This window comes from Rodentibacter sp. JRC1 (assembly GCF_020521555.1).
GTDB lineage: Bacteria > Pseudomonadota > Gammaproteobacteria > Enterobacterales > Pasteurellaceae > Rodentibacter > Rodentibacter abscessus.
Genome location: NZ_BPWA01000001.1, coordinates 2,245,753 through 2,267,298, shown reverse-complemented (window position 1 = coordinate 2,267,298; position 21,546 = coordinate 2,245,753). Strand labels below are relative to the sequence as shown.

General features: G+C 39.7%; 16 protein-coding genes and 3 pseudogenes. 14 read left to right on the top strand and 5 right to left on the bottom strand.

The features are described 5' to 3' along the window. Window positions 1-2: 2 nt before the first annotated feature. Complete coding sequence (locus HEMROJRC1_RS10295; protein ID WP_226692823.1) at window positions 3-872, bottom strand: OmpA family protein; 870 nt, start codon at window positions 870-872, stop codon at window positions 3-5. 60 nt (window positions 873-932) lie between these two features. On the opposite strand from HEMROJRC1_RS10295, the gene HEMROJRC1_RS10895 reads away from it, so the two are divergent. The 6 genes from HEMROJRC1_RS10895 to HEMROJRC1_RS10270 all read left to right on the top strand — a co-directional run bounded on the left by HEMROJRC1_RS10895 (window position 933) and on the right by HEMROJRC1_RS10270 (window position 7,003). Continuing rightward, window positions 933-1,067, top strand: a complete 135-nt coding sequence (locus tag HEMROJRC1_RS10895; RefSeq protein WP_255618280.1) for a hypothetical protein — start codon at window positions 933-935, stop codon at window positions 1,065-1,067. A gap of 656 nt (window positions 1,068-1,723) precedes the next feature. Next, window positions 1,724-2,650 (top strand): aminoimidazole riboside kinase, encoded by a 927-nt coding sequence (locus HEMROJRC1_RS10290; protein ID WP_226692822.1) that lies wholly within the window; start codon window positions 1,724-1,726, stop codon window positions 2,648-2,650. A gap of 123 nt (window positions 2,651-2,773) precedes the next feature. After that, on the top strand, window positions 2,774-3,385 hold the full coding sequence (locus HEMROJRC1_RS10285) for a glutathione S-transferase N-terminal domain-containing protein (RefSeq protein ID WP_226692821.1): 612 nt from the start codon (window positions 2,774-2,776) through the stop codon (window positions 3,383-3,385). Window positions 3,386-3,392: 7 nt separating this feature from the next. Further along, window positions 3,393-4,847 (top strand): glycoside hydrolase family 32 protein, encoded by a 1,455-nt coding sequence (locus HEMROJRC1_RS10280; protein ID WP_226692820.1) that lies wholly within the window; start codon window positions 3,393-3,395, stop codon window positions 4,845-4,847. 59 nt (window positions 4,848-4,906) lie between these two features. Then, window positions 4,907-6,073, top strand: coding sequence for an MFS transporter (locus tag HEMROJRC1_RS10275; RefSeq protein WP_226692819.1), 1,167 nt, complete (start codon window positions 4,907-4,909; stop codon window positions 6,071-6,073). Between the two features lie 267 nt (window positions 6,074-6,340). After that, on the top strand, window positions 6,341-7,003 hold the full coding sequence (locus HEMROJRC1_RS10270) for an NAD(P)H-dependent oxidoreductase (RefSeq protein WP_226692984.1): 663 nt from the start codon (window positions 6,341-6,343) through the stop codon (window positions 7,001-7,003). Window positions 7,004-7,136: 133 nt separating this feature from the next. On the opposite strand, the gene HEMROJRC1_RS10265 is transcribed toward HEMROJRC1_RS10270, so the two are convergent. From HEMROJRC1_RS10265 to HEMROJRC1_RS10940, 3 genes and pseudogenes are all read right to left on the bottom strand, one after another. Then, window positions 7,137-7,910, bottom strand: a complete 774-nt coding sequence (locus tag HEMROJRC1_RS10265; protein ID WP_226692818.1) for a TIGR01619 family protein — start codon at window positions 7,908-7,910, stop codon at window positions 7,137-7,139. A 9-nt stretch (window positions 7,911-7,919) separates the two neighbouring features. Beyond that, window positions 7,920-8,723, bottom strand: coding sequence for an exodeoxyribonuclease III (gene xthA, locus HEMROJRC1_RS10260; RefSeq protein ID WP_226692817.1), 804 nt, complete (start codon window positions 8,721-8,723; stop codon window positions 7,920-7,922). A gap of 203 nt (window positions 8,724-8,926) precedes the next feature. After that, window positions 8,927-9,056 (bottom strand): annotated as a pseudogene (locus tag HEMROJRC1_RS10940) (RNA pseudouridine synthase); the annotation flags it as partial. A 286-nt stretch (window positions 9,057-9,342) separates the two neighbouring features. Here HEMROJRC1_RS10940 and ppk1 point away from each other — a divergent pair. Together ppk1 and ppx are read left to right on the top strand one after the other, a co-directional pair. After that, on the top strand, window positions 9,343-11,433 hold the full coding sequence (gene ppk1 / locus HEMROJRC1_RS10250) for a polyphosphate kinase 1 (RefSeq protein WP_226692815.1): 2,091 nt from the start codon (window positions 9,343-9,345) through the stop codon (window positions 11,431-11,433). 13 nt (window positions 11,434-11,446) lie between these two features. After that, a complete protein-coding gene (gene ppx, locus HEMROJRC1_RS10245) occupies window positions 11,447-12,961 on the top strand; it encodes an exopolyphosphatase (protein ID WP_226692814.1) in 1,515 nt (504 codons plus the stop codon). A 127-nt stretch (window positions 12,962-13,088) separates the two neighbouring features. Here ppx and HEMROJRC1_RS10240 read toward each other — a convergent pair. Further along, window positions 13,089-13,339 (bottom strand): annotated as a pseudogene (locus HEMROJRC1_RS10240) (transposase); the annotation flags it as partial. Window positions 13,340-13,640: 301 nt separating this feature from the next. Between HEMROJRC1_RS10240 and cls the strand changes: the two are divergent. The 6 genes and pseudogenes from cls to HEMROJRC1_RS10210 all read left to right on the top strand — a co-directional run. After that, window positions 13,641-15,101 carry a cardiolipin synthase gene (cls, locus tag HEMROJRC1_RS10235; protein WP_226692813.1) on the top strand — a complete coding sequence of 487 codons (1,461 nt, stop codon included), beginning with the start codon at window positions 13,641-13,643 and terminating at the stop codon, window positions 15,099-15,101. An 82-nt stretch (window positions 15,102-15,183) separates the two neighbouring features. Then, entirely contained in the window at window positions 15,184-15,948 is a 765-nt protein-coding gene (locus HEMROJRC1_RS10230; protein WP_226692812.1) for an ATP-binding cassette domain-containing protein, read from the top strand. A 4-nt stretch (window positions 15,949-15,952) separates the two neighbouring features. Beyond that, the gene (locus HEMROJRC1_RS10225; protein ID WP_226692983.1) at window positions 15,953-16,837 is read left to right on the top strand and encodes an ABC transporter substrate-binding protein; all 885 of its coding nucleotides are present in this window, start codon (window positions 15,953-15,955) and stop codon (window positions 16,835-16,837) included. Next, window positions 16,831-18,804, top strand: a complete 1,974-nt coding sequence (gene fhuB, locus HEMROJRC1_RS10220; RefSeq protein WP_226692811.1) for a Fe(3+)-hydroxamate ABC transporter permease FhuB — start codon at window positions 16,831-16,833, stop codon at window positions 18,802-18,804. Before HEMROJRC1_RS10225 ends, fhuB begins: the two co-directional genes overlap by 7 nt. Window positions 18,805-18,842: 38 nt before the next feature. After that, window positions 18,843-20,861 (top strand): TonB-dependent siderophore receptor, encoded by a 2,019-nt coding sequence (locus tag HEMROJRC1_RS10215; RefSeq protein ID WP_226692810.1) that lies wholly within the window; start codon window positions 18,843-18,845, stop codon window positions 20,859-20,861. A 123-nt stretch (window positions 20,862-20,984) separates the two neighbouring features. Further along, window positions 20,985-21,449 (top strand): annotated as a pseudogene (locus tag HEMROJRC1_RS10210) (surface lipoprotein assembly modifier); the annotation flags it as partial. Window positions 21,450-21,546: the final 97 nt, after the last annotated feature.

Here is a 21,546-nt window from a genome sequence, read left to right as displayed (position 1 = left end):
AATTAATCTACATACACAGCAATTTCAACTCGGCGATTTGCTTGGTTACACTGATTACGTGCGGCACCTTTGTAATGTTCACAATTACTTACTACCGGTTCGGCTTCTCCGTATCCCACAGCACTAATTGGTGCAGTTACCCCTGACTTCTGTAACGCATTTTTCACCGTTTCAGCACGTTTTTGTGAAAGCGCTTTGTTGTAACGGTTTGAACCAACAGGATCTGTGTGACCGGATACTTGAATTTCATTTATAGCCGGCAATGTTTTTGCCTTTTCTGCAAATTCTTGTATTTTTGCTTTTCCTTTAGGCAAAATATCTTTATAACCGAATTTATTAAACGCAAATAATGCACTAGCATCTAATGCTTCAACAGTTAATACTGCGGGACTACAATTCCTAGGAGAAGGAACACGAGAAAGCGTTTGATTTTCTTTTGGTAATTTAGAAACAGCCTCAGAACCGACCGCACTTTCTACCCGCTCAAAGGTTAACTTGTTATTTTGTTGGCTCACTTTGATGTAAGTAATTTCATTGATAGGTAATGTATGAGTTATCCCTTGTGTGCGATTACCAAACTGTGAATTTGTCGTAAATGAAGTAGTAAACAAATGCTTATTTGCACAAACAGTAATCGGTGTAAATGCATTTGGTAATAATGATGCTTGATAGTTGCCATCAACATAGACATTAACCGCCGGCCCCTGCACATCATCTTGACGATAAAACACCGCCAAAGCTTGGTTTTTGCCTAGCTGTGTGGGAACTTTACTTTGCTCAAAATTACTCCACACTTCTAACGGTTGATCAATATTTCTAGCACACCCAGTAAAGACAAATGCGACTGTCAATCCAAGTAATGTTTTTTTCATAAAGAGACCTCTATTAATCATTTTCTCTAAAAAATACATACTGTTCTCCAAGGTATTTTTATGTTTGTATTACCCAATGCAATCAATCAAAAACCTCAAAGAAAAGAAAACATTACGACAACCACCACTTCCGTAGTTCATAATGATAATTCAAGTATGTGGGGACTAGGGAAATTGAAAAAACAAAAACCCTAGCCCAAACCAGACTTAATAAATTAAATCTGGTTTGGGCTAGGGTTTTTGCGAAAAAAATCTGAAAGGCTAGATATTTATATCTGCTGTCTGCTGTCTGCTGTCTGCTGTCTGCTGTCTGCTGTCTGCTGTCTGCTGTCTGCTGTCTGCTGTCTGCTGTCTGCTGTCTGCTGTCTGCTGTCTGCTGTCTGCTGTCTGCTGTCTGCTGCTGTCTGCTGTCTGCTGTCTGCTGTCTGCTGTCTGCTGTCTGCTGTCTGCTGTCTGCAACATTATATTTTCCTCAATACCTAAGTTAAAAGAAAAACTTAAACAGATTATAGATATTTATCTTCATATATCAAGCATAATTCAGGAATTATGCTGCTTATCTAAAACGTGCTGAGGTTATATTGATTAAAATCAAAAAACACTTTAATTCTGTTCTGAAATAACTCGATATTTTTATTAGCTAAAGCCCGTCGTATATAAAAATCAATTTTGAGAACCACAGTGACAGTTGAAATCTAAAGTATAAATAATTATTTTATTAGACCATATAAGCTAATAGTACATCATCATTGTCTTTTGCTATAATTGAACCTGACAAATATAGGGTAAAATTTTTATGCAAATACCGCATAGTGCGGTTATTTTTCAACAAAATTTTAAAAGGAAAAACAATGAATCAAAAAATTTGGGTAACCGGTGATGCGGTGGTCGATCTGATTCCGGATGGGAAAAATCATTATTTACGTTGTGCAGGCGGTGCACCGGCTAATGTTGCGGTGGGTGTTGCGCGTTTGGGTAGCCAAAGCGGATTTATCGGACGTGTGGGAAATGATCCGCTCGGTCAATTTATGAAAGAAACCTTGAAGACCGAAAATGTGGATACTGCTCATATGATTTTAGATCCGCAACATCGTACTTCAACGGTTGTTGTCGGTTTGGATAACGGGGAACGTAGCTTTACTTTTATGGTGAATCCAAGTGCGGATCAATTCTTACAAATCGGTGATTTACCCCCATTTCAAGCCGGTGAATGGCTACATTGCTGCTCTATTGCGCTTATCAATAATCCGTCACGGGAAGCCACTTTTGAAGCCATTCGCCGTATTAAAGTTGCGGGCGGTTTCTTCTCATTCGATCCGAACTTGCGTGAATCCCTTTGGGCTAGTTTAGATGAAATGAAAACTGTCGTGATGAAAGCCGTTGCTCTCGCTGATGTATTAAAATTTTCAGAAGAAGAACTCACACTTTTAACCAATACCGATAGCCTTGAAAAAGCATTTGATAAAATCACCGCACTTTACCCTGAAAAATTGATTATCGTTACCCTCGGCAAAGACGGGGCGTTATATCATCTTTCCGGCAAAAAAGAGGTGATTGCAGGAAAAGCCTTAAAACCGGTAGATACCACCGGTGCAGGCGATGCTTTTGTCGGCGGTTTATTAGCCGGACTTTCCCAACATAAAGATTGGAAAAATAATGAGGTATTAGTACAAATTATCCGCCAGGCAAATGCTTGCGGAGCGTTAGCCACCACAGCTAAAGGTGCGATGTCGGCATTGCCGAACAAAATGCAACTCGCAGAATTTTTAGCAAATTAATCCACCATACCTTAAGAAGTGCGGTCAAAAAATCTTTAGATTTTGAACGTTGGTTTCACCAACGGTACCGTAAGGTATAACAATCGTTTTAAGTGATTGTGTATAATTTTTTGAGGAGTTTTTATGAAACTATGGTATTCCACTACAAGCCCTTACGCTAGAAAAGTGCTTGCAGTCATTCAACATCACCAACTTCAGCATCAAATTGAATTATTACTGGCCACCAGCGGCTTAGATAAAAATTCCCCTCATAATCAAGATAATCCTCTTGGCCGCTTACCGGCGTTACAACTCAAAACCGGCGAATGGTTATACAATAGCTCGCTCATCGCAGAATATCTCGATCAATTAGGGGCACGACCTTCACTTTATGGAAAAGATGAACAGCGTTGGCAAATGCTTCGGCTACATTATTTAGCCGATGGTATTTTAGAAAACGAAATATCGATTATTCCTGAAAAACACTCTCGCCCCCAATCCGAATGGTGGAAAGAACGCCACGAACAAATCTTCCAACGAACGGAAAAAAGCCTATTTGAACTTCAAAAAACGATTGATGCCTTTGGCGAAGACTTAAATATCGGTACGTTGAATGCGGTCTGTACGATTGATTTTTTACTTTTCCGTGATAATTGGACTTATGCCTCAAAACACGCCGTTATCGCACCGTTAAAATTATGGGCTGAAAGGATGAACGCCCGCTATGCTTGTTTAAACGAAACTTCCCCGAAATAGGACGACTATGATTATTTTCAACAACGGTAAATACAAGAGTATTCTTGCTGCAGAACAGGGTGAACTTTCCGCAGTACGCAAAATGGTAGAAAGCGATAAAGATTTCTACCCGACTTACCACCTTGCCCCCCCAACAGGATTATTAAATGATCCGAACGGGTTGATTTTTGACGGTGAAAAATATCATTTGTTTTATCAATGGTTTCCTTTCGATGCGATGCACGGTATGAAACACTGGAAGCATTTTATTACAGGTGATTTTCAAACTTATCAATCCGCAGATGATTTGATTCCTTGCGAATTATTTGAATCCCACGGCTGCTATTCCGGCGGTGCATTAAAAGTGGGCGAGAAGTTGGCAATGTTCTATACCGGTAATACGCGCCGCCCAAGTGATAATCAACGTGTGCCTTATCAAAATTTAGCGATTTTTGATTTAGATGGAAAACTCATCAGCAAACGCCCGTTAATCGAAAACGCCCCTCAGGGTTACACGGAACACGTACGCGATCCTAAACCTTATTTCGCACAAAACGGAAAAATTCGCTTTGTATGTGGCGCACAACGTAAAAATCTTACCGGCACGGCAATTCTCTTTGAAATGGATAATTTAGAGGATACCCCCCGTTTATTAGGGGAATTATCTATTCCTGATTTCAACAATCAAAACGTTTTTATGTGGGAATGTCCGGATTTATTTAAGCTGGGCGATAAAGATATTTTCGTCTGGTCGCCACAAGGCAAAGATCGTGAAACCCACCAATTCCAAAACAATTATCACGCTACTTATGCAATAGGTCATTTAAACCGCAATACGCTGGAAACTGAATATATTGCCGAGCTTGATCAAGGTTTTGATTTCTATGCACCACAAACTTTTGGCGGTTTAGAAAACAAACAAAGCACCATTATGTTCGGTTGGATCGGATTACCGGATTTAACTTATCCGACAGACAAATTCAAATGGCATTCTTCCCTCACAATGCCACGTGAAGTTCATATTGAGAATAACCGTTTATATCAGCGACCGATCGCAAAAATTTATGAAAATATGACCGCACTTTCCAAGCAAAGACTGCAAGGAAAAACCTCAATTCAAGATTTAGATCGCGCTTATCTAAAATTTAACGCACAAAATCAGCCTTTCGACTTGAGTTTTTTCCTCAATGAAAAAGGCGAAACATTGCGTTTGTCTTATCAAAACGGGCTGATTTGTTTAGATCGAAGCCAATCGACACAAACGAAACTGATGGAAAAATTTGGCATGCAACGTTATTGTGAAATCAGCAAACTGCACAATGTGGAGATTTTCTTTGACCGTTCAATTATGGAAATTTTCTTAAATGATGGGGAAAAAGTAATGACTTCCAGATTCTTTATTGAAAATCGAGAAAATATTGTCGTTTCTGATCGTGAATTGGATATTGAGGTGGGATACCCGAAAGCAATTCAATTCATTTAATCGTGATTTCGCCTTCGGGCGAAATCCTCTACCAACAGCGCTCATAATATAAAATCATCATGCTAAAAAACCGACAACATCCTCAAAACCTCATCGCCTTTAATTTTCTTCTTATCGCATTCCTCACGGGAATTGCCTCCGCATTTCAAACGCCCACATTAAGTCTTTTTCTCTCGCAAGAAATCCAAGTTTCTCCTTTCTTTGTCGGATTATTTTACTCTGTCAATGCCATTATCGGTATTATTCTCAGCCAAGCCGTGGCGAAATATTCAGATAATCAAGAGGATCGCAGAAAAATAATAATTTATTGTTGCTTAATTGCTATTGCGGGCTGCTTATTATTTGCCTATAACCGTAATTATTATGTTTTGATTTTATTGGCTACGACACTACTCGGTTTAGGCTCTGCCGCTAATCCTCAATCCTTTGCTTTGGCTCGGGAATATGCGGAAAGTGTAGACAAAGAAGCCGTTATGTTCAGCACAATTATGCGTACACAAATTTCCCTTGCTTGGATTGTTGGCCCACCGTTATCCTTTTTTATCGCACTAAACTGGGGCTTTGAGTATATGTATCTGGTGGCAGGGTTCGCATTTTTGCTCTGTGCAGGTGTAAGTTTGCTATTACCTCGAATCTCACGCCAAAGTGCGGTCAAAAAATTAGATGTTTCAGAACAAACATCACCACGTAAAAGTGTGGTTTATCTCTTTATCGCCAATCTCCTTTTATGGACCTGTAATAGTATGTATTTGATCAATATGCCGTTATTCATTATCAATGAATTGCAACTAGACAAGGAACTTGCAGGAATATTAATGGGAACCGCAGCAGGATTAGAAATTCCTGTGATGATCATCGCCGGCTATCTGACAAAATATTTCACAAAGAAACAATTAATCGCTTTTGCATTATTCGCCGGACTCTTGTTTTATATCGGAATAGTATTCGCAACACAAACGTGGCACTTCGTCACATTACAGTTCTTGAATGCGATTTTCATTGGTATTACAGCCACAATCGGTATGATCTATTTCCAAGATCTTATGCCGACACAGATGGGCACCGCCACTACGCTTTTTAGCAACGCCGCAAAAGCAAGCTGGGTTATCGGTGGCCCGATTGCCGGTATTATTGCCGAGATTTGGCATTATAATTCAGTGTTTTATGTCGCCACGGCATTAATTTTAGTGAGTATTTTTTGCTTAAAAAAAGTAAAATCCGTATAAAACAAACTAAAGAGATGAAACAATCTTACTTAGACTTGACGGATAAATAGCGTAAAATGAGATACGTTTTTACATTATTATGTAGCAGTTGTACAAATTATGTTGGGAGCAGTTAGAGGCGAAGCCGTAACACCAATTAACAAGATTTAATGATGAAAGGGTGCGTTATGCAAAGCTCACGTCCCTTCCCCCAATAAATATTGGATATAAATTCCCTTTGTACAACAGCTACATAGTATCGGATTTTTAGTTATAGAGGAAAAAATGATGATAAAACTTACCGCCAAAGAAGTTATTGAATTGCTTAATCAACGTAGCTCCACCCGCTATTACGATTCAAGTAAAAAAATCAGTGATGAAGATTTCAATGCTATTTTAGAATGCGCCCGCCTTTCGCCAAGTTCCGTGGGTTCTGAACCTTGGAAATTATTAGTAATTCAAAATAAAACCTTACGCGAAAAAATCAAACCTTTTAGCTGGGGTATGGCAAATCAGCTAAATGATTGTAGCCACGTTGTCGTATTACTCGCCAAGAAAAATGCCCGTTATGACAGCCCGTTTTTTATTGATGTAATGACAAGGAAAGGGTTAAACGAAGCACAGCAAAAACAAGCATTAGAAAAATACAAAGCATTGCAAGAAGATGAAATGAATTTGCTGGAAAGTGACCGCACTTTATTTGATTGGTGCAGTAAACAAACCTACATCGCCCTTGCCAATATGCTTACCGGTGCTGCGGCATTAGGCATTGACTCTTGCCCGATTGAAGGGTTCAATTATGAATTAATGAACCAAACTCTTGCAGAAGAAGGTTTATTCGATCCGAATGAATATGGGGTATCTGTTGCTGCCACATTTGGCTATCGCTCGCGTGATATTACGAAAAAATCCCGTAAAGCAATGGATGAAATTGTCACTTGGGTTGAATAATATTTCATTATTATATAGTTGAACAAATCCTTGTCATCATTGTAGGGTACAGTTAGGCGAAGCCGTAACGCACCAATAAATGAAGTGGTGCGTTACGCAAAGCTCAACGCACCCTACCCCTAGTAGATATACTTTAGTTCAGCTGATTACTTTCTTTCATTAAGCTATCGCATTCCCAGCCGATATATTCGCCCATAAACTGGGTAGCCATTTTCTCAAACATCTCAACCAGTTCAAAAATCTCACTATTATCAAGTGAAATTTCTTGCTCAAGTTTCACCAAATAGTAAGGTTCATCCTCTTCATTAAACCGGATCGGTTGTGCCGAATATTGCAATGTAATAAACGAATAATTACCGAGGCTTAACTCATCCATAAAAGAAAACATTTTTTGTTCTTCATCAAAATGGAAACGATGCTCTACTATATAAGTATCACTTAAATCACGCCCTTTACTTTGTAATAACCCAAGCAATTCTTCTGTCGCATTCATCTTAATTTCAAGGGGAGAAGCAAGTAAAAAGTCAAAATAAATGTCCCAATTCGGATCATCTTGAACACTCACATCTTCTGCAAAATCAATTTGCGCCAAGGTTTCCAATAGAATCTCCGAATGCTCACAATAAAAATGCATTTTCGCTTGCCCGCCACAAATAAAATGTCCTGCAAAAAATACATTCGGAAGTGCGGTCAATTGTGACAAAATTTTGAATATGCGATGAATTAACTTATCGTATTCATCTTCAGAGGGTAACCCCGTCTCGTCTCCGTCATAATTAATGGCAAACTGCACGATTTTATTGCAACGCTTATCATGAAAGAGATCGATATTTTCAATGTTTGCCGTAAACACAGCAGGCATATTGTTCACTGTGGAACGATAATTCTGCCAATTCGCCATATCCATATTTTATTCCTATTTAAATTCCGCCCAAATCGGTGCGTGATCCGAAGGCTTTTCCATTGCACGAATATCTAGTGCAATGCCGACATCCACACAATGTTCTGCCAATTTATGGTTCACCAAAATATGATCAATTCGCAAACCGCGATTATCGTCAAAGCCTTTTGAGCGATAATCAAACCACGAGAATTTATCATTAACGGTCGGGTTCAGTTTACGAAAGCTATCCTCCAAACCATAATCATATAAACGCTGATACCACTCCCGTTCTTCAGGTAAAAAAGAACACTTACCGGTACGCAACCAACGTTTACGGCTTTCTTCACCAATGCCAATATCTAAATCGCTCGGGCTAATATTCATATCTCCCATAATTAAAATCGGATTCGCTTTATCGTGCTCTTGTTCTAAATAACATTGGAGATCCGCATAAAACTTTTCTTTTGCCGGAAATTTCGTTTCATGATTTCGACTTTCACCTTGTGGAAAATAGCCGTTAATCACCGTCAACAAACCAAATGGTGTTTCAAGATCCGCCATAATAATGCGTTTTTGTGCATCTTCCGCATCCGTTGGGAAACCACGACGAATCGCTTTAGGTTCTTGCTTGGTGAATAACGCCACGCCATAATGCCCTTTCTGCCCGTGATGAAACACGTGATAACCCAAATTTTCGGTGATTTCGTAAGGAAATGCCTCATCCGCCACTTTGATCTCTTGTAAACCGATAACATCCGGTTGATATTTTTCAATCACCGCTTCAAGCTGATGCGGACGAGCACGTAACCCATTAATATTAAAAGAGATAAATTTCATCTAAGTTCCTATTGTAAATTTATTTGCAAAATTGTGGGGCATTATACAGGATCTCTCCTCATTTCTTAAAATCGCCTTTGAGTTAAATTGCCCTCCCAATCCAAACACATCTTGCAAAATATGCTGCACGGATTCTTTCTGCCAAATAATTCCCTCTCTCGGCATAGCAAATAGTTCCATTTTTTCCCTTTTAAATTCAAATGCTAATCTTTCCCCGTGCAAATAAGTGCGGTCAATTTCCGCAGTGTTTTTGCCATATAATTTATCGCCTAAAATCGGATTGCCAAGACTTTTCATCGCCACCCGTAATTGGTGGATTTTGTCGGTTTGAGGCATTTAGCCGCCACTGCCGGCAGGTAGATTTTATGTCGCCCCATTGTGAAAGGCGAGATTTAACCTTTAAATACTCGACGTTTCTACACTAAGTCTAAAAATACTGCCACAATCATTAAGTTAGTATTATTAAATAAATTGAGCGGTTATAAAACGTTCATCTTCAATTTTCTTTCTATATAGAAGATTTTTACAAGTCATTAAATTGTCATAAACTTTTGTCAGAATAGCGTCCTCAAGATAATAATTTCTGATAAAGCGAAAAATATCACAATGGGGACGATTAATGATGATTTTTAAAAACAAAAATGATGAAACAAAATATACCGCTAAAGAACTGAGTTGGTTGGCATTCAATGAACGTGTTTTACAAGAAGCCGCAGATGAAGACAATCCATTATTGGAGCGTATCCGCTTTTTGGGTATTTTCGCCTCTAATTTAGATGAATTTTATCAAGTTCGCTTTGCGAATTTAAAGCACCGGCTGCTGATAATTCGTAATCAGGAATCGTTACCTGCTAAACAAATCCGTACGTATTTAAAGAAAATCCAAAAACGTACGGAGCAGTTAAACAAAAAATTTTCGGAATTATACAATCGTTTGATGTTACGATTGGCAAAACATCAAATTTTCTTAATTAATGAAAGTCAACTCTCCGTTTTTCATCAAGATTGGCTGAAAGCGTATTTTCGAAAAGAAATCAAACAACACATTTTTCCGATAATTTTAAATGAAGAAATTGATTTATCCGCTTCTTTAAATGCACATAATTCAAACCTTATTGTCGAACTGAAGAAAAATAAAAAAATTTCTCAATTGGCGGTATTGCCGATTCCTTCCGATAAACTTTCCCGCTTTGTGGTGTTGCCGAAAGAACGTTATAAACGCCATCGGCGTATTATTTTATTAGATAATATTATCCGTTTTTGTTTGAATGAACTTTTTTCCAACTCCGTATTTGATTATGATGAAATTACCGCTTATTCTATTCAGATGACCCGTGATGCGGAATATGATCTGGTGACCGAAGTGGAATACGGCTTGTTGGAGTTAATGTCTTCCAGTTTGAAACAACGTATCGCCGCTCAACCCGTGCGTTTTTTATATGAAAAAAACATGCCGAAAGGTTTGCTGAAATTATTAAAAGAGCGGTTGAATATGAGTAATTTAGACTCAATTGAAGCAGGTGAACGTTATTTAAGTTTCAAGCATTTGTTGCAATTTCCGGATCTCGGTAAAAAAGAGTTGTTAAATAGCTCATTGCCACCTATTCAGCATCCTCAAATTAAATCTCGCTGTCCGATTTTAGATGTTATCAGTAAACAGGATATTCTGCTTTATTATCCGTATCATAGCTTTGATGTGATCTGTGAATTATTCCGCCAAGCGTCTTTTGATTCGAATGTCATCTCGTTGAAGATTAATTTATATCGTGTAGCTTCTCGTTCCCGTATTATTCAGGCGTTAATTAATGCGGCAAATAACGGTAAAAAAGTGACGGTAATTATTGAGCTGCAAGCCCGTTTTGATGAAGAAGCCAATATTCATTGGTCTAAAATGCTGACAGATAACCATATCAAAGTAGTGTTTTCATCACCGGGTTTTAAAATCCATTCAAAACTCTTTTTAATTACCCGAAAAGAAGGGGAAAATTTGGTGGAATATGCGCATGTGGGAACAGGGAATTTCCATGAAAATACCGCAAAAATTTATACGGATTTCGCATTATTAACCAAAAATCCGAAAATTACCAAAGAAGTCAGCAATGTTTTCCGTTTTATTGAAATGCCATTTAATTCGATAAATTTCAATCATTTATTGGTTTCTCCGGTCAATGTTCGTCAAAATTTAATGTCGCTGGTAAGACGGGAAATCAAAAACGCAAAGGATGGCAAAAAAAGCGGTATTATTTTTAAAGTCAATAATCTGGTGGATCAGGAAATTATTGATTTGCTTTATGAGGCCGGTCAAGCTGGTGTGACGGTGAAAATGATTATTCGGGGAATGTGTGCGTTACGTGCGGGAGTGAAAAATCTCAGTGAAAATATTCATGTTATCAGTATTGTCGATCGCTTTTTAGAGCATCCACGCGTTTATTATTTTGAAAATGAAGGTGATCCGGATGTCTATATTTCATCTGCCGATTTAATGACCCGTAATTTAGACCGCCGTATTGAAGTGGGCACACCGTTGTATGATGCTCGGACAAAACAATGTGTGATCGATATTCTCAATATTCAGCTTGCAGATAATGTAAAAGCCCGTATTATTGATGCGGATGAAAAAAATGAATATGTCCGCAATGACAAACCGGCTTGTCGTTCGCAGATTGCCATTTATGAATACTTGGCAAATAAAGCCGACACTAAAAAGTAACTAAAGAGTTATTATGAACACACAAAAACAAGCCGAAAACCGACCGCACTTTGCCGCCGTAGATTTAGGTTCCAATAGTTTTCAGATGATGATAGTCCGCATTGTTAACGGATCGATTCAAGTTTTATCCCGTTTAAAACAGCGTGTGCAGTTAGCGGACGGGCTGGATAACAAAAACCGTTTAAATCAAGCTGCTATTCAACGCGGTGTGGATTGTTTAGCATTATTTGCCGAACGTTTGCAGGGTATTCCCATTGAAAATGTGCGTACTGTCGCGACTTATACGCTCAGAAGAGCGGTCAATAATCAAGATTTTTTAGCGGCAACTAAAGCGGTTTATCCTTTTCCGATTCAAATTATTTCCGGTCAGGAAGAAGCCGAATTGATTTATTCAGGTGTTTCCCATACCCAGCCGGAAAATGGTCGAAAAATGGTGGTGGATATTGGCGGCGGTTCGACGGAAATGATCATCGGTGACGGTTTTACACCATTGCGTTGTGAAAGCCGACATATGGGATGTGTGAGTTTCGCCAAAGCGTTTTTTGATACCAAAAAAATCAGTGAAAAGCAATTTCATAAAGCACAAAAAGCCGCCTTGGCAAAAATTGAAGATCTGTCTTGGGATTACCGTAATTTAGGTTGGCAGGCGGTGTTAGGCTCATCCGGCACGGTGAAAGCTATTAGCCAAGTGATACAAGCCAATTACAATAGCGATGTTATTACTGCCGGTAATTTGAAACAGCTCATTGATCAAACACTGAAATTTGATAGCTTAGATAAACTCAAAATCGCCGGATTGGAAGAAGATCGTCTGGCATTGTTTTTACCGGGATTAGCCATTTTAAATGCTGTGTTTGAAACCTTTCGTATTGAACAAATGCGTTATTCCGACGGTGCGTTACGTGAAGGGGTGATGTACGGTTTAGAGCAAAGCTTTCAAGTGGATGATATTCGCCAACGTACTATAAACAGCGTGATGAAAAATTTTGCCATTGATCAGTCGCAAGCCGGCCGCGTTAGTCACACTGCCGATGTGTTGCTACAAAAATACAATCATTGGCACAATAATGAACAACTTGACGAAATGCACAGCATTTTATCCGCTGCCGCTCAGCTACATGAAATCGGATTGGTATTAAATCACAGCGGTGTACAAAAACATTCCGCGTATATGTTACAAAGTTTGGATTTACCGGGCTTCTCCCCGGAACAAAAGCAACTTTTGGTTAATCTAGTCCGCTTTCATATTAAGTCGTTCAAAGCCTTGGAATTACCTAAAGAGGGTTTATTTCATAAACGGGATACAATCGCGTTAATCGTTTTATTACGTTTAGCCGTGATTATCAACCGCTCCCGCCAAGCAGCAGAATTTACCGACAATGATATTCTGCACATCAATCACGGCGGAGAAAATTGGGAATTGGAATTTGAAAAAGGCTATTTGGAACGAAATCCATTAGTGGTGAATGATTTAACGCAAGAGCAAATCGTGTTAAAAACGATTGGAATTAAGTTTAATTTTAGTTAAAAAATTCAAAAACAAAGGGAAAGGGGCGTTGCCCCTGAATTTTCCTTCAGTTCAGTAGAAAGCTTTTCCATTTGTATTTCAAATTGACTATTTTTTATGCAAAAATCTACCTCAAAAGTTAGACAGTTTAGCAAGGGGGTTGAGTTCGATATTGTACCGGGCTCAAACCCTTTAGTTTTAATTGTATTCGTTCCTCATTGTAATACCGAATATATTCCCTCACCGCTTGTGCCACCTCCTCGGCATTGTCGAAATACCTACCATAGATATATTCCGTTTTCATCCGCCCGAAAAAGCGCTCGATCATAGCGTTATCAAGGTAATTCCCTTTCTTGACATACTCTGCACAATACCGTTTTCTTGTAAGATGCGTTTGAAGCGGTCTAATGTCGGTGAGACATAGCATTTACTGCCGTCTTTCGCTTTGATTTCCGTGATATCGGAAAGTTGAAGTTGTTTTTTGGTAAGCAAAACATCTAAGTGATTTTCAAGATAAAAATCGGTGATTTGGTCATAAAAAATCCGCCCCTGACTTAGTTGGTTTATTTCGTCCAACTTTTTGGGGCAGATCACTTCAGCATTATCTTTTATGCACACTTACACCATAAGGCTTGTAAATAATGATAAAATCACGATATTGATAAAGAATATCTAATTTCATAAGTGCGGTTAAAATTTTATGAATTTTGAACATATCATACTGGTTTATATTATTCCTTTGTTGGCGTGGTTAATAATTATCTCGGTTACGCTTCGCCTTTTAGTAAAAAAACAATCTTCTTCCGCCACCCTTTCTTGGTTGATGTTGATTTATTTGGTGCCAATCATTGGTGTGATGGCTTACTTGATTTTCGGTGAAATAAAGCTGGGAACAAAGCGTGCTAACGCTTTCAAAACCTTACACCCTAAATACAGCCTGTGGCTCGCCCGTTTATCGCAGCAAACGGAGCTTATCAGTGTACCGAAAAGCCTACAATATCGACCACTCTTTGATCTGAATCATCGCCGTTTGGGCATTCCCTGCATTAGAGGAAACGAATTACATATTTTAGATACGCCGAAAAGTATCATTCGCAGTATTATTGCCGATATTCGACAAGCACAGCACTCCATTAATATGGTGTTCTATATTTGGTCGAATAAAGGAATGATCGAAGAAATCAGTCAAGCCTTATTAGAAGCCAAACAACGCGGTGTAGAAATTCGCATTTTATTAGATTCCGTAGGGAGTCGTCCTTTTCTGAGAAGCAAAGCCTGTAAAACTTTACGTGAACAAGGTATTGAAATCGTCGAAACGCTATATGTAAATTTATTTCGGATGTTTTTCAGCCGTATCGACCTGCGCCAACACCGAAAAATTATTGTTATTGATAACCAAATTTCCTACACCGGTAGTATGAATATGGTCGATCCGGCTTTTTTCAAACAAGATAGCAATGTGGGAAATTGGGTTGATGTAATGGTACGAGTGAACGGTGCGGTATCCGCCGTATTAAATAGCTTACATGCTTGGGATTGGGAAATTGAAACCGGCAATGAGCTAATGTTTTTTTTACCGAATTGTCCGCTCGTACCGATTGAAGATAACGATACCCACTCCGTTCAAGTTATCGCCACAGGCCCGGCATTTCCTGACGATCTTGCGCCACAGACTTTAGCCTTGGCGATTTACGCCGCCCGTGAAAGTATTACGATCACCTCCCCCTATTTCGTACCAAGCCATAGCATTGCGGAAGCCTTACGTATCGCAGCATTACGTGGTGTGGAGGTTTCACTGATATTACCAAAGAAAAACGATTCTCTTATGGTAGGCTGGGCAAGCCGAACTTTTTTTGATGATTTACTCGCCGCCGGTGTAAAAATCTATGAATTTAAAGCGGGCCTTCTACATACTAAAAGCGTATTGATTGATAATAGACTTGCTTTGATCGGCACGATCAATATGGATTTACGTAGTTTTTTCTTAAACTTTGAACTTGCTCTTGCGGTAGAAGATCGTGCCTTCGCCAATGAATTGGCCATTCTGCACCAAAGTTATATTGAAGATTCCGAACTGCTTGATAGCAAAAAATGGTTCGTTCGACCATTTTATTACCGCATTATTGAGCGATTATTTTTTCTGTTTAGCCCATTGTTATAATCTAATCATCAGACGGGTTTGAAATAAGAATGGTTTTCATATAGAATCGCGCCATCATTTTGATGTTTTTTTCGGGTTATTTGTGTTTGAGCTTCAACAAGTTTCATTTTCTATACCACAACGGGTTTTACTGCATCCCCTATCGCTTTCCTTTGAAAGCGGAAAATTATACGGTTTAATCGGTCATAACGGTTCGGGAAAATCCACTTTAATTAAATTGATGGCACGCCAACAGCCGATATCCGGCGGAGATATTTTATTAGATCATCGTTCAGTCAAACATTGGCATAATCGTGATTTTGCTAAACGTGTGGCTTATTTACCGCAACATTTGCCTCAAGCCACCAATATGACGGCTCAAGAACTCATTGCAATGGGACGCTATGCGTGGAACGGTTTATTCGGGCGTGAAACCAAAAGCGACAAGCAAGCGATTGAAAATGCGTTACAGCTCACCCACACGGAAAAGTTTGCAAATCAATTAGTCGATACCCTATCCGGCGGTGAACGTTCGCGCATTTGGCTTGCGATGTTATTAGCCCAACAAAGCCGATTTTTATTGCTTGATGAACCTTTAGCCGCATTGGATATTGCCCATCAAGTAGAGGTGATGCAACTTCTTCACCGCCTTAGCCGAGAACTCAATCTAGGGATCATTATTGTGATTCACGATATTAACCTTGCTTCCCGCTTTTGTGATCACTTAGTGGCGTTACATAGCGGAAAATTATTAGCTCAAGGCAATGCATTCGAGATCGTAAACATCCCTTCATTGCAGCAAATTTACGGTATCGAATTGAATGTAATCGAACACCCTAAAACCCATCGTCCCGTGAGTTTTTATTAATATGTTGCGATTACTCAAAAATTCACTCCTGATTTTGACCGCACTTTTTATCCCAACCAAAAGCATTGCCGAGAAACAAATCGCTTATGCCACGGTGGACTGGTCGGTGGCGGAAACTTTAATCGCACTAGGGCAGGCTCCACTTGCCGTAGGTGATGTGAAAAGTTATCAAACTTGGGTGATCGAACCTCAACTTCCCGCCAATATCATTGATTTAGGTGTGCGTTTGCAACCGAATTTAGAACGCATTTCAAGCCTATCCCGTTCATTAGGCAAGCAATTTTTCACATTTATACACAGCTCATTTTATGCCTCACTGAATAATAAGTTATCTTCTTACGGAAAAGTTTATAACGTGGAATTTTATAAGGAAGGGAATGCTTGGGAAAATATCGTTGCCGCCACACAAGAAATCGGTAGGATCATTGATAAACCGGCAGCAGTTCAACACCTACTTGCAGAATATGAACAAACTATCAGCCACTACCGTACGTTATTAAAGCCTTTCACGGATCGTCCTATCGCTTTAGTGCAGTTTATCGATACCCGCCATTTACGCATTTATGGCAAAAACAGTTTACTTGGTGCGGTAATTAATCAATTAGGTTTTGAGAATGCTTATTTACCTGAAGTAAATTATTGGGGTTTTCAAAATATCGAAATCACCGAATTGGCAAAACTCCCCGAAAATACCCGCTTTGTAGTGATAAAACCCTATCCGAATAATATTGTCACGGCACTTAGCCATAACACCTTGTGGCAACATTTACCTCTTGCCCGAGAACCTTTGATTTTACCCGCCGTATGGACATTCGGCGCAATTCCTTCCGCTCAACGTTTCGTACCTATTTTTGCTAAAGGATTATTACAAGGCGGTGAAATATGGTAAATCGTTCCGCTATCTTCATCACTTTTTTAATCTGTGTGTTTATCGCCTTGTTCGGTACGTTGTTTAATGTGCAATTGCCTGAAAATACATCTATTTGGGATCTGTTTGGCACAACCGATAACTTAGACTTATTGCTATTGCAAAGCTATACCCTACCACGTATCACAATAGCCTTGCTTGCCGGTGGCAGCCTTGCTCTCGCCAGTTTATTATTACAACAAGTAACGGGGAATTCGCTAGCCTCCGACAGCACCCTCGGCATTAATAGCGGTGCGCAATTTAGTCTTTTTTTGGTGGCAATTTTTGCCCCTCATTTATTGGAATACGGCTCAAATCTCATCTCGCTTGCCGGAGCGGGGCTAAGTTTGCTAATGGTAACGGCGCTTGCCATACGGAAAACAATGTCGCCCTTATTATTGATTCTTGCAGGGCTTGTAGTGAATCTCTATTTTGGTGCGTTCACCGGTATGATGATGTTATTTTATCCCGAAGAATCACGTGGTTTAGCGCAATGGGGAGCCGGCTCATTGGTGCAAGAAAGTTGGCGGGATAGCCAACTTTTATCGCTACAAAGTGCGGTCTGTTTTAGCCTTATTTTTTTACTACGCCGCCCATTCACGATCCTTGCGTTAAATGATAACAATGCGAAAAGTCTCGGTGTATCAGTAGGCAAACTCCGTTTTATCGGACTACTTCTCAGTGCTTATTTGATTGCTTCTGTCGTAAGTGTTGTCGGAATGATAGGCTTTGTAGGGCTGGCTGCCGCAACCCTAGTTCGTCAACTTGGCATCCGCACGTTCACCAAGCAATTAACGGCTTCCTTTGTGCTTGGCGCATTGTTGCTTACTATCACCGATCTAGTACTGCAACTGATTAATTTCTATCATCACATCAGTTTACCGACAGGTGCCGTTACCGCCTTACTCGGTACACCATTATTGCTCTGGTTAATGTTCCGTGCCTTACCGCAAAGCGGACGCTTAACCAACCATTTACCGCCAAAACCCCGTCAATATCGACCGCACTTTACGTGGTTGATTATCCTGCTTTTTGTCATAATTTTATTTATCGTACTTTGCGTAGGGAAAGGCGCATTTCATTCGGAATGGAAAATACTTTTACCGAATAATGATTCGGATTTATCGATTATGGCATTGCGCTATCCACGTATTTTGATTGCTATTTGCGCCGGTATTTTGCTTTCTGTGGCAGGCATATTATTGCAACGCCTCACCCTCAATCCAATGGCTAGTCCGGAATTGCTCGGTGTATCCTCCGGTGCGAGTATGGGGATTCTTGCCTTGCTTTTTATTTTTCCTGCGCAAGATACCATTTGGTTTTGGATAGCCGGTATCAGCGGCGCATTGATTGCTCTAATGATTATTACGTTCATCAATCAACGCAATCATATGTTGCCGGAAAAAGTATTACTAACAGGTATTAGCCTCTCTGCGTTATTTGATACCTTACAACGCATCGCACTTGCCAGTGGTGATCCGCGAGCCAATCAATTAATCAGTTGGACATCAGGCTCGACACAAAATCTTGATCCGACACTTTCAGTGCCTTTTATCCTGCTTTCAATCGTTTTATTGGCAATCAGTTTGATTTTTAGCCTCCGGCTGGATTTACTCGCGTTGCAAACACCAATGGCACAAGCCTTGGGATTAAATATCAAAAGTACGCGTTGGATTATCATTATTTTTAGTGCGATTTTGACCGCACTTGCTACCCTAATTATCGGTCCGCTCAGTTTTATCGGCTTGCTCGTACCGCATTTAACCGGCTTTTTGGGCGTATATAGGGCGCGGTCTCAATTATTACTCTCTGCCTTATTAGGCAGCATTTTAATGCTCATTGCCGATTGGATCGGGCGACAAATCCTCTTTCCCTATGAAATTCCGGCGGGATTAGTCGCCACATTAGTCGGCGGAAGCTATTTTTTACTGATGATACGAAAAGTATAGTGAATTTATTTACCTCAACCTCAATATAGGAACGAAACATGAAAAAAACCTTTGTATATAGTGCGCTGGCAAGTGCGGTCATTTTTGCCGTTAATTCTGCCCAAGCGGAAACTCAGAACATGGAAGAACTGGATGAAATCAACGTAGTCGGCTCTGTTGCCAAAGCCGGTAAAGTGGATTATATGACACCACGTTCTATTGCGGTGATCAATGATGAAACCCTAAAAAACTGGGAATTAAATCAACTTGATGCAAGCCTTCGCTATGAAACAGGTACGCTGGCACAGGTTTACGGTGCGGATTTGGATACCAATGACTGGGTAAAAGTACGCGGAATGGATTCCCGTTTAACCATTGACGGCTCCGCCGTTTATAATACGGGCTACAGCCATTGGTCGCCGAATATGTATGGCGTAGAAGCGGTAGAAGTGGTAAAAGGTGCCGATTCATTGACTTACGGTTCTGCACAAAGCGGTGGTTTAATCAATTTAATCACCAAACGTCCGACTGCCGAACCTAAAGGAGAAGTGAATTTCAAGCTGGGTAATCGACACGAACGCGGCCTCAGTGCGGATATTAGCGACAAAGCGGCAGAAAACGTACGTTATCGCCTTGTCGCCGATTACCACAAAAAACAAGGGGAATTACGTGGTACTTGGCTGGAAAGCTATTATTTCGCACCAAGTTTAACTTGGGATATTTCTAACCGCACTTCCCTCACCCTGTTGGCAAGCGTGCAAAAAGATGTGGGCGTACCAACCACAGGTTTCTTCCCAATGCAGGGAACACTTCAAACCAACTTGGGGAAAATTGACCGCCGAACAAACTTAGGCGATCCGACAACAGACACATTAAACCGTAAACAATATTCACTCGGCTATGAATTTACCCACAAATTTGATGACAGTTTAACTTTTTCACAAAACTACAAATTCAATATGCAAGATGTGAAACAGCAATCCGCTTTCTCAAACGGCGTAACGGTTTTCCCAATCATCGGGCAAGGTGCGGTATTTAATGATGTCATAACCAGAAGCCATTCTATTGATAACCGCCTTACTAAGAATTGGAAATATGATAATTATGAAAACAGTTTAACCTTCGGGGTTGATTATCAATATTTAACGGCAAAAGGGGCATACAACAGTTATTATATGCCGTACTCCGTACCGGCAACTTTTACGCCGCTTTATACGCTTAATAGCTTATCGCCTATTTATAATGGCATTCAAGTACCGAATAACGCCCGACCTGATTATGATGTAACTCAACGTCAATTAGGTTTCTATTTGCAAGATCAAGTCAAAATCGGTAACTGGCATTTATCCGGCGGCGTGCGTAATGACCGAGCCAAAGGTGAAGAAGGATCGCAAAGTTATAAAATTAATCATACCTCTTATTCCGGCGGTGTAATGTATGTCGCAGAAAATGGGCTTGCGCCTTATTTCAGCTATTCGGAATCTTTCGTGCCGGAAACCGCACAATATAAACCGACAGAAGGCAGACAATATGAAGCCGGTATCAAATATTTACCAAGTTTTATTGATGGAACGTTCTCCCTTGCTTATTTTGATTTAAAACAAGATAACGCCTTCACTCCAAGTGCTACAGGCAATGCTTTCCAAACAAAAGAATTGAAAAGTAAAGGTATTGAAATTGCCGCCAATTTTAAAGTGGCGGAAAAAACCGCAATCGTATTAGGCTATACCTTTAATCGAGTGAAAGATATTCGAGAAACCGGTGATGTTATCCGCCCTGCATTGATTCCTCGTCATACTGCTTCGGCTCAAGTAACCCATCAATTCCTTGATAATTTCATTGCAGGCGCAGCAATCCGTTACATCGGTACCTCATCAAACGGCACTTCGGATAATATTAAAGCCCCTGCAAAAACCTTGGCGGATATTATGTTGAAATACCGCATCAACACCAATTGGGAATTGCAAGCGAACGTATCCAACCTAACGGATGAAAAATATGTTGCAAGCTGTTTTTACAGCACCTGCTACTACGGAGAAGGACGCCGCTTCAGCGCAAATTTAAGCTATAAGTGGTAATTTCACCCCATTAAAATGATAAAAATCCCAATTCCGTATAAGCGGAATTGGGATTTTTTATATAAATATGGGGTGAATTTATCCTTTAATCGGGAATTAAGCTAAAAATTTAGCCTTGCAAACCGTTTTAGCTACACACAAAAACGTTATGCGGATCAACAAACGGCACGCCGTTATAATGGTTATGCCAACCAATTAAATAGCACCTTATATTATTATCTACACCCTCGCTTTACTTTATTTATCGGAGCAAGTTTTAATCGGGATTTAACCCAAGATAAAGCGGAATCTTCTAATAAATGGGGTGGAAATTTAGGTCTGATTGCTAATTATAAAAATATCGGATTAAGGCTCAGCGGAGGTTATTTTAAGCGTCAATTTAGAGCAAATCATTTTTATAGCCAAAATCAATTTAAACGCCGTGATTTAGAAACGAAATTTAATGCTTCCCTTTGGCATCAAAAATTACAATGGCAGGGTTTTATGCCTAAGTTAAATTATCAATATCGGCGAATTAACAGTAATATTCCAATGTTTTATTCCCGCCGAAGTTCGGAGTGGTTTTTAACGGTGGAAAAAGTATTTTAGGATTTTTAGCAATAAAAATGCGGTTATATTAAAACATTGCTATTTTTTATTATATAGAAATCACCCAAAGATAAACTTATATCCAATATTTAATTTT

Bases quoted from the DNA above. Each gene is read 5' to 3' on its own strand.
- HEMROJRC1_RS10295 (WP_226692823.1), bottom strand. From the start codon at position 872: ATGAAAAAAACATTACTTGGATTGACAGTCGCATTTGTCTTTACTGGG.
- HEMROJRC1_RS10895 (WP_255618280.1), top strand. From the start codon at position 933: ATGTTTGTATTACCCAATGCAATCAATCAAAAACCTCAAAGAAAAGAA.
- HEMROJRC1_RS10290 (WP_226692822.1), top strand. From the start codon at position 1,724: ATGAATCAAAAAATTTGGGTAACCGGTGATGCGGTGGTCGATCTGATT.
- HEMROJRC1_RS10285 (WP_226692821.1), top strand. From the start codon at position 2,774: ATGAAACTATGGTATTCCACTACAAGCCCTTACGCTAGAAAAGTGCTT.
- HEMROJRC1_RS10280 (WP_226692820.1), top strand. From the start codon at position 3,393: ATGATTATTTTCAACAACGGTAAATACAAGAGTATTCTTGCTGCAGAA.
- HEMROJRC1_RS10275 (WP_226692819.1), top strand. From the start codon at position 4,907: ATGCTAAAAAACCGACAACATCCTCAAAACCTCATCGCCTTTAATTTT.
- HEMROJRC1_RS10270 (WP_226692984.1), top strand. From the start codon at position 6,341: ATGATAAAACTTACCGCCAAAGAAGTTATTGAATTGCTTAATCAACGT.
- HEMROJRC1_RS10265 (WP_226692818.1), bottom strand. From the start codon at position 7,910: ATGGATATGGCGAATTGGCAGAATTATCGTTCCACAGTGAACAATATG.
- xthA (WP_226692817.1), bottom strand. From the start codon at position 8,723: ATGAAATTTATCTCTTTTAATATTAATGGGTTACGTGCTCGTCCGCAT.
- ppk1 (WP_226692815.1), top strand. From the start codon at position 9,343: ATGATGATTTTTAAAAACAAAAATGATGAAACAAAATATACCGCTAAA.
- ppx (WP_226692814.1), top strand. From the start codon at position 11,447: ATGAACACACAAAAACAAGCCGAAAACCGACCGCACTTTGCCGCCGTA.
- cls (WP_226692813.1), top strand. From the start codon at position 13,641: ATGAATTTTGAACATATCATACTGGTTTATATTATTCCTTTGTTGGCG.
- fhuB (WP_226692811.1), top strand. From the start codon at position 16,831: ATGGTAAATCGTTCCGCTATCTTCATCACTTTTTTAATCTGTGTGTTT.
- HEMROJRC1_RS10215 (WP_226692810.1), top strand. From the start codon at position 18,843: ATGAAAAAAACCTTTGTATATAGTGCGCTGGCAAGTGCGGTCATTTTT.